Here is a 15,236-nt window from a genome sequence, read left to right on the forward strand (position 1 = left end):
TCATCATATATGAAGGAAATACTTTAAATATAGAGAAAATACATCGCACAGCATTCGCAAATCGGTCAAAATGACAGCGGGACATGTGATCGTCTATAAAGCGATGGCTACATATCTTGAGCGTTTCCTGCAAAAACTCTCTTTTTCATTTCGAGTTTTCTGTATAAAAGGGCGAGAAGCATGGATGGTATCGTACAAACAATCATTCCGATAAAGGCATACCGGGGTTCAATTTCATATAAAAAACCTCCGAAAATAGTAAATACCGCAGTGCTCCAGCTGAGAGCAAGCGCTGAATATATGCCTTGGGCTTTCGGGATTTGCGCCGGTGAAATATTCTTAATTAAGTATTTCATAAATGCATAGTGTCCCATCGCGAATGAACAGGCATGCAGCGTCTGCGCAATACAGAAAATGATGACATGCGGAAAGGCAAATACGAGTATCCAGCGTACGGTAGCACCAAGCGCCGCCAAGGCGAGCAAAGAGCCTGCCGTAAATTGATGAAAGTATCGGTCAGCGATTGCAAAGAAGATAATCTCCGCGATAACGGCGATGTTGATGATGATTCCGATGGCATATGCGGGCGCATCGATTTCCTGCAAAAAGAGATAACCGTAATTGTAGTAAGATGCATGTGCCGCCTGCAGTAAGATAACGATTGCGAGCACCAGACCGAAATATTTGATGCGGAATAAGGCAAACATACCCTCTTTTCTTGCGCGGTCTGTTTCCGGCCGTTTTGAAAGAACAGCTGGCGCATGCATAAAGCTGAGACATGCGAATATCAGGGTGCCTAAAAGCAGTGCCCATAAAATCGCTTGATCTCCGAATATACCTGTAAAGACGGACAGGATGACGCCGGCTGAAACAAAACCCGCGGACCCCCACTGGCGGCTTGTCCCATAAGCCTTTAATTCGTTATGCTGTACAAGGACGCCGCAAGCGCTGTCTAAAGCAGGCATTAAAGCAGGGTAGAACACATGCAGCACTAATGTGACAAGAAGCAGGCTTTGAAAAGAATCAGCGGGAATATAACATAAAAGTGCGAGAAGCGTCCCGATTCTGGCGCCGTTTAATAAGGCTTTGCTGCTGAATTTTCCTGATAAATAAGGGAAGAAAAATAATGTGGAAATCCCTCTTGCCGCCAAGCCCAGGCTCATAATGAAACTGGCTTCGGATACGGAAACCCCTTTTATATGCACCATCCATCCCGTCCAATAGGGCAGAAAAACACCCCATGTCATAAAAAAACTAAAAAAATGCAGACTCATCCAGCGATATGCTTTCATTCCCGTTCCTCCTTTAATTGGCATGTTATCATGTAAAGACATAAAGACAATATGAGATATCTCATATTTTTGGGGTGGACGATGGAAATTTATAAAGGCGAGAAAAAGCGGCATCAGTTAAAAAAACACTCAATCGCGCATTTATTCTCTTTCCCCGCTGAAGAGTTTATGGAAGTGCGCGAATATGAGCGGGACGAATGGATGATTCAAGAGGGCAGGAGGCCTGACTTCCTGTTTTACGTGATTGAAGGAAAAGCGAAAATATATGTAACCCATCAAAACGGGAAAGTTTCTTTAATTAATTTTATCAACAAAAATGATTACATCGGAGAGATGGAACTATTACATGAAGTGTATTACACAAAAGGAATTCAAGCCTCAGCGAAGACTGTTTGTTTTGCTCTGCCTATTTACCGCTGCCGCGCGCAATTGCTGCAGGATGCGAAATTCCTGCGTGAGTTGGCTAAGTTTTTAAGTGCTAAGGCAACGCTTATGGCTTCGAAATATTCACAAAGTCTGGCGTTCCCATTTGAAAACCGGCTGGCTGATTTTATTTTGCAGACGGCTTATGAAGGGGTTTATAAAGAGAAGCACGTAACGGTCTGTGATTATTTGGGTGTATCTTACCGTCATCTCTTGCATGTGCTGACGCAATTCTGCCAAAAAGGGTATTTGCAAAAAGAAGGGAGGGGCTATCAAATTAAGCAGTATGATACACTAAGTGAACTTGCAGAAGCGCTGAAGAATAAGTAGCACGCCCCAGAAAAAACAGCCACCCGCAATTTGCGGATGGCTGTTTTTTTTATACAAGCTGAGCTTGTTTTTTTCGTGCCTGTTTCGCGGCGTCGACCATATTTTTTAATGCCGCAACGGTTTCTTCCTGCTGTCTTGTTTTCAGTCCGCAGTCCGGGTTTACCCAGAAGCGGTCAGTCGGACACACTTCAAGCGCGTCATCAATAATTTGATAGATTTCTTCAGTTGCCGGCACACGCGGGCTGTGAATGTCGTATACACCGAGTCCGAGGCCTTTCACGTAAGGATGTTCTTTCAAATATTCTAAAAATCCTCCGTGGCTTCTGCTGTGTTCGATTGTAATGACATCCGCGTCAAGATCATTGATCGTATCTACGATATCTTCAAAGTTGCTGTAACACATATGCGTATGAATCTGCGTCTCATTTTGCACAGAAGACGTCGTTAACCGGAATGCTTCTGCGGCCCAAGTTAAATATTCATCCCAATCCTGCGTTTTTAACGGCAGTCCTTCGCGGAGCGCGGGTTCATCCACTTGGATAATCTGAATACCGGCATCTTCAAGCGCTTTTACTTCTTTTCTGAGGGCAAGCCCGATCTGGAAGGCGATTTCTTTTCTTGAAATATCCACACGCGGGAATGACCAGTTTAAGATGGTGACAGGTCCCGTCAGCATGCCTTTCATGTGTTTTTCCGTCAGCGATTGGGCGTAGACCGTATCTTTTACCGTCATCGGTTCGATAAATTCGACATCTCCGAAAATGACAGGCGGACGTACGCAGCGTGAACCGTAAGACTGCACCCATGCATATTTCGTAAAGGCGAATCCGGCCAGTTTTTCACCGAAGTATTCGACCATGTCCGTCCGCTCGAATTCTCCGTGAACGAGCACGTCTAAGCCGATTTCTTCCTGAATGTCAACCCAGCGCTTCGTTTCCGCATTAATAAAGGCTTGGTACTGTTCATCCGTCCAATCTTTTTTTCGCCATTTTTGCCGTGCGCTCCGCACCTCTGCAGATTGAGGGAAACTTCCGATTGTCGTCGTCGGCAGAAGGGGGAGACCGAGTGATTCATTCTGCAGCGCCAATCGTTCTTCAAAGCTGGCCGGACGGGAGAAATCTTTTTCCGTCAGCTGATTCAGCTCTTCTTTTTGAGCTGAGTTCGCTCCTGTTGCGAATGCTTTTAAAGCCTTAAGTGCCGCTTTTGATTCTTCGATCTGCTCACTGACGGCCGCTTTGCCGGACAGAAGCCCTTCTTTTAAGACGCCGAGTTCCGCCAATTTTTCTTTAGCGTATGACAGGCCGTTCAGCAAATCCTTTTCAAGATGCTCGTCAGGGTGTTTCGCCACCGGCACGTGCAGAAGGCTGCTTGAAGGCTGAATCCATAACTCCTCAACATCAGCGTGGCTGAGGATATCCAGAGCTGCATCAAGGCGTTCTTCAACATCGATTTTCCAAATGTTGCGGCCGTCGACCACACCGGCTGCCAGCACTTTATCTTTCGGGAAGCCGTGCTTTTTCAGCTGATCAAGGTTTCTGCCTTTATCATGCACGAAGTCAAGCCCGATTCCCTGTACAGGATAAGAAACGAGTTCTTCATATGCATCAACCGAATCGAAGTATGTCTGCAGGAGGACATTCAGCCCTGAAAGCTCTTTTGTAATAGATTCATAGAGTTCTTTTGCGGCACGGACGTCTTCAGAAGAAGCTGTCACAAGGGCCGGCTCATCGATCTGAACCCATTTTACGCCTTCAGCTTCAAGTTCTTTCAGCAGCTGAACATAAAGAGGAACAAGGCGTTTTTGAATCGCTTTCGCTTCTGATTCTTCGTATCCTTTCGCAAGCGTGACAAATGTATACGGACCGACGATGACAGGTTTCGTTTCCGCTCCGAATTCTTCTTTGATCCGGCGGTAGTCGTCAAGTTGTTTGTTTCTCGTCAGACGGAATTCAATGCTTTCGTCATATTCAGGAACGATGTAATGGTAGTTGGTATTAAACCATTTCGTCATTTCACTGGAAACGGCGTCTTTTACACCGCGGGCAATCGCAAAGTATGTATCAACGGGATCCGTGATGCTGCGGAATCTTTCCGGAATCCAGTTAAAGCTGACGGCTGTATCAAGCACATGGTCATAATGGGTAAAATCAGAGACCGGCACGATATCGATATGTTGGTCAAGCTGTGTTTTGACAGCTGATAAGAATAAACCGTCAAGCTCTTTAAGAAACGTTTCTTTGTCAGTGTTACCTTTCCAATAAGCCTCAAGCGTTTTTTTCCATTCTCTGTTCAAGCCGATTCTCGGAAAACCGAGGTTCGAAGTTTTGATTGTTGTCATTAAGTTTCCTCCTTTAAGTGAGATGTAACAAAAAAGCCTCTTTCTCATGAGAGAAAGAGGCTTTAACTTCAAAATGCAAGCCTCTCTTATCTCTCAGATCACGTCTGATGGAATTAGCACCGTGCCTTATGAGACAGTCGTCTCGGCGCAAAAATTACGCGCCCCATTTCACAATGGAATTACGGTCGGTTGCTGTTGGGGTCAAAAGGCCAATCCCTCGCCCAACTCTCGATAAGAGAAAATATTTCAATTTTTTTGAAAAGTTACATCATTTGTTGGTTATCTTATCAGCTTATTCAGATCACTGTCAATAGAAAATCTCACATTTTAAAAATTGGTGATGTGACAAGCTGATCAATCATTATACGAGAAAAATATCAGAAAGACAGCAGCTGTGCCTGTTCGGCTCTTTCCATCAGCACTTCAGGCGCGTCTAAATACAGGAATCCGTTCCCGGCCAATGTTTTGGCGATGTCCAAAGGAAGGGTCCGCCGCACGAGCTGGGCGTAGACTTCAGCCTCAGAAAGCGTCCGCTGAAACGCGTCCTGTTCAAGCCCTTTTATTAAGGCAAGCGCTCCGCTCACATGCGGGGCGGCCATTGAAGTGCCCGTCAGCTTCCCGTATTTATGGTTGGGAAGGGTGGAGAGAATATTTTCTCCCGGAGCCACCAGGTCAATCTCTTTATTTGCGTTTGAAAATTCAGACGATTTGCGAGCGATTGAGACTGATCCGACTGCGATCACTTCGTTGTAAGCGGCCGGATACGACAGTTCCTCTGTACGCTCGTCTCCGTCGCCTTCGTTTCCTGCCGCGCAAACGACCAGAACACCGCTTTTTACCGCATTTGTGACGGCTTCTTTCAATTCAGGCACATCGCTTGGCCCGCCGAGTGACATGGAAATGATATCGGCCTTTTGTTCAACGGCGTAGTTGATGCCGTTAATGATCCATTCGTATTTGCCGCTGCCATTTTGACCGCCGAGAACTTTAACGATTAAAAGGCTTGCTTCCGGCGCAACACCCGAAATTCCGCCGTTTGAATCATTGGCGGCAATCGTTCCGGAAACGTGTGTCCCGTGTCCGTTATAATCGGAAATCGCGTCTTCTTTGCCTCCGTCATCATCGGTGAAGTTTTTCCCGCCGACAATCCGGTCTTTCAAATCAGGATGATTGATGTCGCAGCCTGTGTCAAGCACCGCGATTTTAATATCCTTGCCTTTAAACCCTTTTGCCCACAACTCTGGCGCCTTAATCACTTTAATCCCCTCTGGAAGCTCGTTCACCTCCATGATCTGTTCATCCGTGACATAAGGAATCAAATGCATTTCACCATTCATAAAAAAGCCCTCCTTTTTTATGCTTGCGAGTGGATACAAGGGTGTTGCTACTATTTTATGGCAGAGCATGCCGGCCGGAAAGAGTCATTTGAAGCATTTTCATAAAAAAGGCGTAATCTATCGCACTAAAAAATTTCAAATAAATGGATAGTTTAACAGCTTTTATTTTCATTCATGATCCGCTGACGGTATAATTGGAAATGGGAAAGGAGAAGAGATATGAAGATAAGTGAAGCATTATACAACTATTTTTCAGAACAAGTGGATCAAATTGCGAAAGAGTGGATCGAAACGATGGAAGATTCGGATCCGAATTCGATTTATTCTTTGACAAATCCCGTCATCACAGAAGAACTGACGGAGCAGGATAAAGAATTTTACCGGCATATTAATAAAATGTATATCATGCCGAAAAAAGAATTTTTAGAAGAGTTCGAGCGGTGGGTGATTGAGCTTGCGAAAGACCAGAAGCACCTGGATACTCCCGTACAGTATGTGGTCCGTGAATTCATGAGAAACCGGAGACTATACATCAGTTATTATGATGCGTTTGCCGATAAACATGAATCTTCGTTTGCACAGGGAGAAAGGAAGAAATGGGAGAATTTAATTGTACAAGTATTTGATTTTACGATTTACACGTTTGTCGATCATGCCGAGCATAACTCAAAAATGCAGCTGAATGCGCAAAGAGAAATGATTTTGGAGTTAAGCTCGCCGGTTATCACACTGAGCAAACGGACGGCGCTGCTGCCGCTTGTCGGCGATATTGACACGGAGCGCGCCAAATTCATTCTTGAAAATACGCTGAGCACATGTGCAAAACGGCTGATTGAACATCTGTTAATTGACCTGTCGGGTGTAGTGGTTGTCGATACGATGGTGGCGCATCAGATTTTTAAATTAGTTGAAGCGCTGAAATTGATCGGCGTCACGTCCACTTTATCCGGAATCAGGCCGGAAATCGCTCAAACCGCTGTACAGCTCGGCATTAATTTCTCAGATATTACGATCAAGTCCAATCTCGCTCAGGCTCTCAATTATCATCAATAACATACATAACAAAACAGGCTGCCGAATCACTCCGGCGGCCTGTTTTTATACAAACAACAATGAAATGAGCCAGCTTGCGCCGAATAACAGAAGCACGAGCAGGAAAAAGCACCAGTCGGCGCGGCGCACAGTAACAGTTCTGTAAAACGTGCGGTTTCGGCTCCCCGTAAAGCCTTTAGATTCCATCGCGATCGCCGTGCGTTCCGCCTTTCTGATTGCGCCTGCCAATAGCGGAATGGTGAAGCGCCTGAAGGCGGAGAGCTTTCCTTTCAGCCCGGAATCAGATGCCGCGCCCCTGATTCTGTGCGCCTGCCGGATGATCAGGATTTCATCTTTCAGAAGAGGGAGAAACCGGAACCCCGCGATAACGCCGTATGCAAGCTTGGGCGGCAGCTTACACTGCTGAATCAGACTGAGCATGAACAGAATCGGATCGGTTGTGAAAAGAAACATCATCGACAAAGCGGAAAAACATAAAATACGAAACGCGATAGAAATCCCGAGCGCCGCGTTATCACTGTTGACGGCAATCGGCCCGAGCTTAAACAGCAGGTTGCTTCCGGTTGTCGGGACGTTTCCGAATACGGCGGCTGTCCATAAAGAACCGAAGGCCAGAATGACAAACGGAATCGTGAACAGCAGCCATTTTTTCAGCGGCACACGCCCCGCCGAGAGGACGCCTCCCGCAATGATGATATAAAACAAAGCAGGGGTGTACGGATTATAAATAAACGACAGCATAATGACGCATAACAATACAGCCGCCGCCTTTATTGACGGGTTAACAGCCTCCAGCCGCAAGTTCATTTCTCCGCCTCCTGTCGTGTTTCATCCATTCATACCGCAGCGGCAAAGCCAAATGCGCCTGCTCGGCGATCCCGGTGTTATCAGAAAATAAAGCGTCGGGAGTTCCCCGGAATACCAGTTTCGTGCCGCAGAGCACAAGGATCGTGTCGGCATAATCTGAGACGAGTTCCATATCGTGTGTCACCATCAAAACAGCCGTTCCTTCCTTTTGAATCTCACGGAGCATTTGCATACACTCCCGCGCCGTTTTGGCATCCTGTCCGAAAGTCGGTTCATCAAGCATCAAAACGTTCACATTGTGCATAAGCATTGTCGCGACGCTGAGCCGGCGTTTTTGTCCTTGGCTTAAAGAAAACGGATGCTGTGAGGCATGGCGTCTCAGGCCGAATCGGGTTAACAGCTGAAGAGCTTTCTCCTTTGCGGCTCTGCTGCTTTCAAAACCGAACATCAGCTCTTGAATGACGGAATCTGTGACAAATTGGTGTTCAGGATTTTGGAAAACATATCCGATCAGCCGCCGCAGCTCTTTTTCAGAATAGGAATCAATCGGTCTGCCGTCTATTTTGATGTCTCCGCTCAGCGGACGGATGAGCTTGGCCGCGGCAGAAAGGAGCGTGGATTTTCCTGTTCCGTTAGGGCCGGCAATCGCGGTGATTGAACCTTTTTTTACGGAAAAGCTCACATCCTGAAAAATGACGTCTGCTCCTCTTGAGAATGACAGCTCGTGAACGCTCAGCGCGTCTTCTGCCGAAAGCGCGGCGGGCCGGGGTTCGGGCAGAGATGGTACAGGTTCGTGAAACAGCTTTTCTTTACACAATGTAAAAGGAATGCTGACGTGCTCCTGCAATGAGATCACACGCGGAATCGGAATGCCGAGCTGCATCAGCTCTTCAATCTTTGTTTCAAAGATAACGTCCGTCTCTCCGTCCATCACCTTCTGACCCATTTCGTCAAGGACAATCGTCCTGTCCATCCACGGCGCCCAATGATCAAGCTGATGTTCGATAACGAGAAGGCCGAAGCCTTTTTTTGCTTGAAGATCTTTGATCAGCCGCACTAATTCACGTGCGGAATATGGATCAAGCTGTGCCGTCGGTTCGTCCAAAATAATGAGTTCCGGTTCCATCGCAATGATACAGGCAAGCGCCACTTTTTGTTTTGAACCGCCTGACAGCGAAGCGATCGTTCGCGTTTTCAAATGAGTGATCTCTAATTTTTCTAAAACGTCATTGATGATTGCGTCCATATCTTCTTTTGTATATTGCAAATTTTCCAAGCCGAAGGCGATTTCATCTTCAACCGTCAGCATGCAAAACTGCTGGTCCGGATCTTGAAACACGACGCCGATGGATCTGGCGGCGGGTTCTGTCAGGTGTGAAAGAGGTGTTCCGTATAAAGAAACGGTGCCCGATTGAACCCCATCGCATGCTTCCGGGTACAGACCGTTTAAACAAAGAGCGAGCGAGCTTTTGCCGCATCCGCTCGGCCCGAGCAATAAAGCCCGCTCTCCTTTGCGGAGCTGAAAGGACACGTTTTGAAGAATCGGCTTTTCATCCTGATCATAAGAAAAGGTAAGACAGCCGGCCGATAGAAGGGGCTCAGATGCCTGCATCTTGGTTCACCTGTTTCTTTTTCTTCTTGAATTGTTTTCCGAGCGCCATGCCGTTCAGCACCCCTGTGTAAGCCAGCGCATCACTGATTGCTTTGCCGAGAAGGCCGGCAAGAAGCGCACCTGAGATCAGACGGACAAGAAGCATGACGGCTAATAAACCCGGATTCAAAACAGAGTATCCGGAAACGAACAAGTCATAAATGAAGCTCGTCACAGAAGACCCCATACCGGATAAAAGAAGCACGGGCAGGGTATAAATCCGCCAGCGTGTCGCAAAAAAGACCGCTTCCGCACCGATTCCCTGTGCGATCCCGATCAGAATCACCATCGGTCCTGACGGATTTCCGAGTAAGCACTCCACAAACGCGGCGATGATTTCAGAAACAAGAGCCGCTCCCGGTTTTTGAATAATGTACGCGGCAATTACCGAGACGATAAACCAGATACCGTAAATCGGTTCGTAGCTCATCCGGCCGAAAAACCCTGCCGCTATATTGCTTGCATGAGTTGATACTAAATAAATGACAGCAAATACTACACTGATGACGGACATGACGACAATTTCTCTCATTTTCCAATTTTTCATTGTGATCTCCTGCTTTCTTATCGGATAGTCGTATGTATGAAAGAGATGATTTTACAGGCGGTTTATATTCAGTTTCATATTGCGGTGTCCTCCCCCGTTTTTTAATGAAAAATAAAAAACTGCATATCCGAGGGAATATGCAGCAGCAGAACGAAAACGCATGGGGAAAAACCCTGCGCTCCGGTCAATCTGCACTTCCCCACGCTGGTATTATCCAGATCGGGTTATAAGGGATCAAAACACGCCTGCCGCATGTTTTATCTCAGCCGATAACAGCACCCCTAGTGCGTTTCCTATACAGTTTTTTATGATGACATCATCATAGTTGATCATGTCTGATTTGTAAACAGCCTTTCTCCAAACAGAGTTTGGAATCGGACCGGATGATCATTCATAAAGATAAGAAGAGCCCTTTTGATCAAAAGGAAACGGAGGACATCTATGTTTGTTCATACAGTGCAGTCTGGCGACTCGTTATTTTCCATCAGCAGAAAGTACGGATACCCTGTTGACAGCATCAGAAGCGTCAACGGGCTTGAGGAAACGAATATCGTTCCGGGGCAGGCGCTTTTAATCCCTCTTAATGAATATACGGTTCAGCCGAATGATACGTATGCCGTTATCGCAGGTAAGGCTTATGTGCCGCAGATGCAGCTGATGCAGGCAAACCCGGATATTCCGCCGAACCGGCTGCGGGCGGGTATGAAAGTGAAGATCCCTGATATCTCTAACTATCTTGCGGGAACCCTGCAATTTTATGTCATTCGGACGCCTGAAGCGGATAGAGAGTTAATTAATGATTTTGCGCCGTATTCTTCGGCGATTTCTTTGTTTGAATATCATTTTGGCCCGAACGGAGATATCATTAACGATTTAAACGACAGAACCGCAATAGAAACCACATGGCAGAACAGAGTGCGCCCGCTTGCCGTTATTACAAATCTGACAGAAGGGGGATTCAGTCCGGAATTAGCCCATCAAGTGCTGCAAAATCCGACGGCACGAACGAATCTCGTCAACAATATCGTCTCCTTAACCGTAAGAAAGGGATACGGCGGTGTAAATATCGATTTTGAACGGGTCAGAGAAGCTGACAGGGACCTCTTCACAGGATTTCTCCGGCAGTTAAAAACCCGGCTTTCAGAGCATCAGCTCGCGTTAACGATATCGGTTCCGGCGAAAACAAGTGATGCAGTGCCGTGGCTGAGGGGATATGATTACGGCGGAATCGGAGCCGTCGTCGATTATATGTTCATTATGGCGTACGACTGGCACCACGCCGGCAGTGAGCCGGGACCCGTGGCGCCTTTGACAGAGGTCAGGCAAACGATCAATTTTGCCATCAGCAGGGTGCCGAGAAGAAAAGTGATTCTCGGTGTTCCGCTGTACGGGTATGATTGGGTGATTCCGTACCGTCCCGGAACGATCGGATCCGCCATCTCCAACCAGCGCGCCATGGAAACGGCCATGAAGCATCAATCAGTGATTCGTTATTCCCAGCAGGAGCGTTCCCCTTACTTCCGGTATACTGATGAAAATGGAAGAACGCATGAAGTGTGGTTTGAGGATGTGCGAAGCATGAGTGAAAAAATGGTTCTCGTTCGGGAGTTCGGACTGCAGGCGATCGGCGCGTGGCAATTAACGCTCGGTTTCAAACCGGGCCCGTGGCTGCTTAGGAACTTTTTCACGATCCGAAAAATATAGCTGCATGTCCCGCTCCGCAAGTAATTTTTTTTCCTATGATAACGGATCTTCTTTTGGACAATCTAAAAATGAACAGGAGGTCTGTCATATGAAGAAAAGGGAAGAGCAGTATATCAACGAGGCTGAGTATGTACCGCATCCGACAAAAGAAGGGGAGTACGCGCTCATGCTGCATGAATCCTATCATTTCCTTTCAGAAGAGGATGAAAGCGATTTGCCGGAATAAGGGCTTTATGCCTTTATTCCGTTTATTTTATAGGCATGTGCTGAAATCACAAATTTAAGGTTGACACATTCCTTTTTTTTCTGTAATCTCAGTGTGTCAATTCAAATAAGAACTTCGTTAGGTGAGGCTCCTGTATGGAGATACGCTGCTGCCCAAAAATGTCCAAAGACGCCAATGGGTCAACAGGAATCATCGACATAAGGTGATTCTTAACGCAGCTGGATGGCTGTCCTATGCCATACAGTGCTAAAGCTCTACGATTGGAGGCCCCGCACGTTTATTTGCCGTGCTTGTTTTCGCCTTCATATCAGAAGGTTTTTTTTATGCCTCAAAACGTACACGACTGAGCATGATAAGGAGGTGCGGAGTATGGATTCTCCCCATTCGAGTATGTCAGAAGAAGTACCCATATACAGCCAGATAACCAGTGACGACATGATGAGGAGACAAACCGCCGCACTTCCCTTGACGGACGGCGCGTCTCCGTAAAGGAGGTACGAGTCCCGATGGTCCAAAACATGACCTATGACGAACTCATATTACGCATAATTATTTTATTGCGGGACGGAAAAATAAAAGAATTCCGAAACATGATAGATGAGCTTCAGCCCTATGACATGGCATTTTTGTTTAAAGAAATGCCGGAAAAGCACCGGGCCCGCTATCTGTCATATATGACGGTTGATGACATCACCGACATGATCGGAGAGCTGGAGCGGGAATTTCAGCTTGCCGTTTTGCATAAAGTCGGTAAAACGAAAGCCACTCTCGCAATGAATAAAATGGATAACGACGATCTCGCCGCATTGCTGGAAGAGATGGATGAAGAACTGAAAGAACAGCTATTATCCAGCATGGAGGCTGAGGAATCAAAGGCCGTACAGCTTTTGATGAACTATCCGCAAGAATCGGCGGGCCGGATGATGACGAACCGCTTCGTCTGGATTCCGCAGCATTATACAGTAAAAGATGCGGTTGTGAAGCTGAAAAGCTTTGCAGAAATCGCAGAATCAATAAATTATTTGTACGTGATTAATGACAGCAAGCAGCTTGTCGGAGTGCTCTCTTACAGAGATTTAATTCTCGGCGAGCCTGACGATAAAGTGCAGGATCTCATGTTTACACGTGTCATCTCGGCCGGGGTGCTCCAAGACCAGGAAGAAGTCGCCCGGCTGATCCAGCGGTATGACTTTTTAGCCATTCCGATCGTGGAAGAAAATCATGTGCTTGTCGGTATTGTCACTGTCGATGATATTATTGACGTCGTGATTAAAGAAGCCGATGAAGATTACGAAAAATTCGCAGCCTCCGGTAAGGCGATTACATTTGATACGAAAGCGTACGTTGCGGCGTACCGCCGTTTGCCGTGGCTCATTCTGCTTTTGTTTATCGGATTGATTTCCGGAAGCATTCTGAATTATTTTGAAGATACATTGCAAAAAGTAGTCGCCCTCGCATTTTTCATGCCGATGATTGCGGGAACGACGGGTAATACAGGCACACAGTCACTCGCCGTCGTCATCAGAGGACTGGCTAAAGAAGAAATGAATAAAAAAACCATCTTTAAACTGATTTTCCGTGAATTAAGAACCGGAATCTATATCGGCATCGTCTGTGCGATCGCGATTACGATTGTCGCAACCGTCTGGCAGAAAGACTTAACGCTCGGTTTTGTCGTCGGTTCATCGCTGCTTGCAACGTTGATTATCGGTACGATGGCCGGAACGATCGTCCCTATTATTCTTCATAAACTGAACATTGACCCGGCGATTGCATCAGGACCGCTGATTACGACGCTGAACGATATTTTGTCCTTATTAATTTATTTCGGCATTGCAACTGCATTTCTTCATGCTTTATAAAAAAAGTCCGTCTCACAGGAGGCGGACTTTTTTGATCAGCGGTTTTTATACTTAAAATGAGCATTAAGCTGTCCTTCCAGCATTTTTTTGCGGAGCTGCGGGTCGTTTTTGAGAGCCTGTTCTTTTTTTCGCATGTCTTTTAAAATCTCAGCCGTCTGCACGCCGTCTTCCCGCTTGTTGGCAATATCCATCAGCCGCTCAACGTCCGCGAAGGAATACTTTCTCGTTCCCCGTGATGATCGCTGCGGGTAGATTAATTTCCGTTCTTCATAGTATCTGATCTGTCTGACTGACAATCCGGTTAATTCGCTTACAATGCCGATCGAGATTACTTTTTTATCTTTGTAAGATTGTTCGTCTGCCGTCATTTTTCCACCCCTGGATGTCTTTTACTCATATTATATAAGAAAAAAAGAGAAAAAACCTGACGCTTGTCAGGTTTTCTGACGCGGAATAGAAAATTTTAGAAAAAAAGCGGCAGAAAAATTGACAAGGTTAATGCATGGTCCTTTGCCCCGTTTTATGCTTACTGTACAGACACAATGAGGAGGAAGGATAGGAATGGAGAAAGAAAAAGCGGTTTCGCTGGCAAAAGAAATCATTGAATTAGATATGAAACGCGATGAAATGCTGGAGGCGTTCATGCAGCTTGCCGGGGAACATGCTTTTCCGCTGCTCAGAGCCGTCCAGAACGGACTTTACCGAAAAACATCATAATCCTACAGAAGTTTTACAATGGCTTTATACGTCTTTGATATAAAAGCGTTATTCTGATCATAGAATAACGGAAAACAAAGGAGGCCGCCATGAGTCATTTGCTTCAAAATGCATTGGACAAAGAGAGAAACCATTATTCCAAAAAGCTTCTTCAGATCGGAGTCTATACGAAAGAAATACTCAATTCCATGACAATTACGGAGCTGAGAAAGGAATACGCGTATTTTTTTCGGAACATTCCCTATAAAGAACGGAACCCTTATACAAATTAAATGATGTATAAGGGTATTTTTTTATATAAAAAAGAAGGAATTCTGAAAAACGGCACGAATAGAATATAAAACAAAGAACGACTCTTATGAATTGTAAGGGTTTACATTATTTTTTTATAAAAATCTTAAATACGGGGTAGATATGATGAGATTATCATTTAACGAAGAAGAAGTGATGCGTTCGATGAATTTGTACAAAGTTTTTGCAAGGGCTTTCAAGAGTGTGTCTGAACACAGCATCCGCGACAGTAAAGAACACGGTTTTAATCCGACTGAATTTGCCGTTTTGGAGCTGCTCTATACGAGAGGACCGCAAAAGCTTCAGCAAATCGGGTCGCGTCTTTTGCTTGTCAGCGGGAATGTCACCTATGTCATCGACAAGCTTGAAAGAAACGGGTTTTTGGTCAGAGAACAAGACCCGAAGGACAAACGGTCTGTTTACGCCCATTTAACTGATAAAGGAAACGAGTATTTGGATAAAATTTATCCGATTCATTCATTGAGAATTGCGAGAGCGTTTTCAGGACTTATGCCTGAGGAACAGGAACAGCTGATAGCCTTACTGAAAAAAGCGGGAATTCACAGCCAGCATTTGCTTTTCCGTTAAAAGAAAGCGGATACAAACACTCTTCTTCAGGAAGAGTGTTTTTTTCTGTTCCGGACAGTAGAGCCTGAAG

Annotated in this window: 15 protein-coding genes and 3 riboswitches; of the genes, 8 read left to right on the forward strand and 7 right to left on the reverse strand. The window is 45.9% G+C overall.

Annotation, left to right across the window (positions count from 1 at the left end; genetic code table 11):
* Positions 1-107: 107 nt before the first annotated feature.
* Positions 108-1,292 carry an MFS transporter gene (locus tag GNE05_RS07040; protein ID WP_014417553.1) on the reverse strand — a complete coding sequence of 395 codons (1,185 nt, stop codon included), beginning with the start codon at positions 1,290-1,292 and terminating at the stop codon, positions 108-110.
* Positions 1,293-1,373: 81 nt separating this feature from the next.
* Here GNE05_RS07040 and yeiL point away from each other — a divergent pair, with 81 nt between their 5' ends.
* The gene (gene yeiL / locus GNE05_RS07045) at positions 1,374-2,045 is read left to right on the forward strand and encodes a transcriptional regulator YeiL (RefSeq protein ID WP_160182611.1); all 672 of its coding nucleotides are present in this window, start codon (positions 1,374-1,376) and stop codon (positions 2,043-2,045) included.
* Positions 2,046-2,094: 49 nt separating this feature from the next.
* Here yeiL and metE read toward each other — a convergent pair whose 3' ends face one another.
* Both metE and GNE05_RS07055 read right to left on the reverse strand, forming a co-directional pair.
* Complete coding sequence (metE, locus tag GNE05_RS07050; protein ID WP_099566682.1) at positions 2,095-4,383, reverse strand: 5-methyltetrahydropteroyltriglutamate--homocysteine S-methyltransferase; 2,289 nt, start codon at positions 4,381-4,383, stop codon at positions 2,095-2,097.
* Positions 4,384-4,466: 83 nt separating this feature from the next.
* Positions 4,467-4,621, reverse strand: a riboswitch (SAM riboswitch).
* 139 nt (positions 4,622-4,760) lie between these two features.
* Positions 4,761-5,720, reverse strand: coding sequence for a S8 family peptidase (locus tag GNE05_RS07055; RefSeq protein WP_007407222.1), 960 nt, complete (start codon positions 5,718-5,720; stop codon positions 4,761-4,763).
* Positions 5,721-5,939: 219 nt separating this feature from the next.
* Between GNE05_RS07055 and GNE05_RS07060 the strand changes: the two genes are divergently transcribed.
* Positions 5,940-6,773, forward strand: a complete 834-nt coding sequence (locus tag GNE05_RS07060) for an STAS domain-containing protein (protein WP_043021246.1) — start codon at positions 5,940-5,942, stop codon at positions 6,771-6,773.
* 45 nt (positions 6,774-6,818) lie between these two features.
* Here GNE05_RS07060 and GNE05_RS07065 read toward each other — a convergent pair whose 3' ends face one another.
* Genes GNE05_RS07065 through GNE05_RS07075 form a run of 3 tightly spaced genes read right to left on the reverse strand, consistent with a single transcriptional unit; the run spans position 6,819 to position 9,778 of the window.
* Positions 6,819-7,580: an energy-coupling factor transporter transmembrane component T family protein gene (locus GNE05_RS07065; protein ID WP_022553447.1), complete on the reverse strand. Its 762-nt coding sequence runs from the start codon at positions 7,578-7,580 to the stop codon at positions 6,819-6,821.
* The gene (locus GNE05_RS07070) at positions 7,555-9,192 is read right to left on the reverse strand and encodes an ABC transporter ATP-binding protein (protein ID WP_160182612.1); all 1,638 of its coding nucleotides are present in this window, start codon (positions 9,190-9,192) and stop codon (positions 7,555-7,557) included. The genes GNE05_RS07065 and GNE05_RS07070 overlap by 26 nt, the downstream gene beginning before the upstream one ends.
* Positions 9,179-9,778, reverse strand: a complete 600-nt coding sequence (locus GNE05_RS07075; protein ID WP_014417560.1) for an ECF transporter S component — start codon at positions 9,776-9,778, stop codon at positions 9,179-9,181. The genes GNE05_RS07070 and GNE05_RS07075 overlap by 14 nt, the downstream gene beginning before the upstream one ends.
* 179 nt (positions 9,779-9,957) lie before the next feature.
* A riboswitch (TPP riboswitch) is annotated at positions 9,958-10,071 on the reverse strand.
* Positions 10,072-10,219: 148 nt separating this feature from the next.
* On the opposite strand from GNE05_RS07075, the gene GNE05_RS07080 reads away from it, so the two are divergent.
* From GNE05_RS07080 to mgtE, 3 genes are all read left to right on the forward strand, one after another.
* Positions 10,220-11,482: a glycoside hydrolase family 18 protein gene (locus tag GNE05_RS07080; RefSeq protein WP_007407217.1), complete on the forward strand. Its 1,263-nt coding sequence runs from the start codon at positions 10,220-10,222 to the stop codon at positions 11,480-11,482.
* Positions 11,483-11,570: 88 nt separating this feature from the next.
* A complete protein-coding gene (locus GNE05_RS07085) occupies positions 11,571-11,708 on the forward strand; it encodes a transcriptional regulator SplA domain-containing protein (protein WP_003154740.1) in 138 nt (45 codons plus the stop codon).
* A gap of 106 nt (positions 11,709-11,814) precedes the next feature.
* Positions 11,815-11,980, forward strand: a riboswitch (M-box (ykoK) riboswitch).
* 234 nt (positions 11,981-12,214) lie between these two features.
* Positions 12,215-13,570 carry a magnesium transporter gene (gene mgtE / locus GNE05_RS07095; RefSeq protein ID WP_007407216.1) on the forward strand — a complete coding sequence of 452 codons (1,356 nt, stop codon included), beginning with the start codon at positions 12,215-12,217 and terminating at the stop codon, positions 13,568-13,570.
* A gap of 35 nt (positions 13,571-13,605) precedes the next feature.
* Here the strand turns inward: mgtE and GNE05_RS07100 are convergent, their stop codons facing one another.
* Entirely contained in the window at positions 13,606-13,938 is a 333-nt protein-coding gene (locus GNE05_RS07100) for a MerR family transcriptional regulator (RefSeq protein ID WP_014417562.1), read from the reverse strand.
* 193 nt (positions 13,939-14,131) lie between these two features.
* Between GNE05_RS07100 and GNE05_RS07105 the strand changes: the two genes are divergently transcribed.
* The 3 genes from GNE05_RS07105 to GNE05_RS07115 all read left to right on the forward strand — a co-directional run bounded on the left by GNE05_RS07105 (position 14,132) and on the right by GNE05_RS07115 (position 15,166).
* Positions 14,132-14,287, forward strand: a complete 156-nt coding sequence (locus GNE05_RS07105; RefSeq protein WP_003154733.1) for a hypothetical protein — start codon at positions 14,132-14,134, stop codon at positions 14,285-14,287.
* 89 nt (positions 14,288-14,376) lie between these two features.
* Positions 14,377-14,559, forward strand: coding sequence for a Fur-regulated basic protein FbpA (locus tag GNE05_RS07110; RefSeq protein WP_015388327.1), 183 nt, complete (start codon positions 14,377-14,379; stop codon positions 14,557-14,559).
* Between the two features lie 142 nt (positions 14,560-14,701).
* Entirely contained in the window at positions 14,702-15,166 is a 465-nt protein-coding gene (locus tag GNE05_RS07115; RefSeq protein WP_007610911.1) for a MarR family winged helix-turn-helix transcriptional regulator, read from the forward strand.
* Positions 15,167-15,236 lie beyond the last annotated feature (70 nt).

Source organism: Bacillus sp. AM1(2019) (assembly GCF_009906915.1).
In the GTDB taxonomy this organism is placed as follows: domain Bacteria; phylum Bacillota; class Bacilli; order Bacillales; family Bacillaceae; genus Bacillus; species Bacillus velezensis.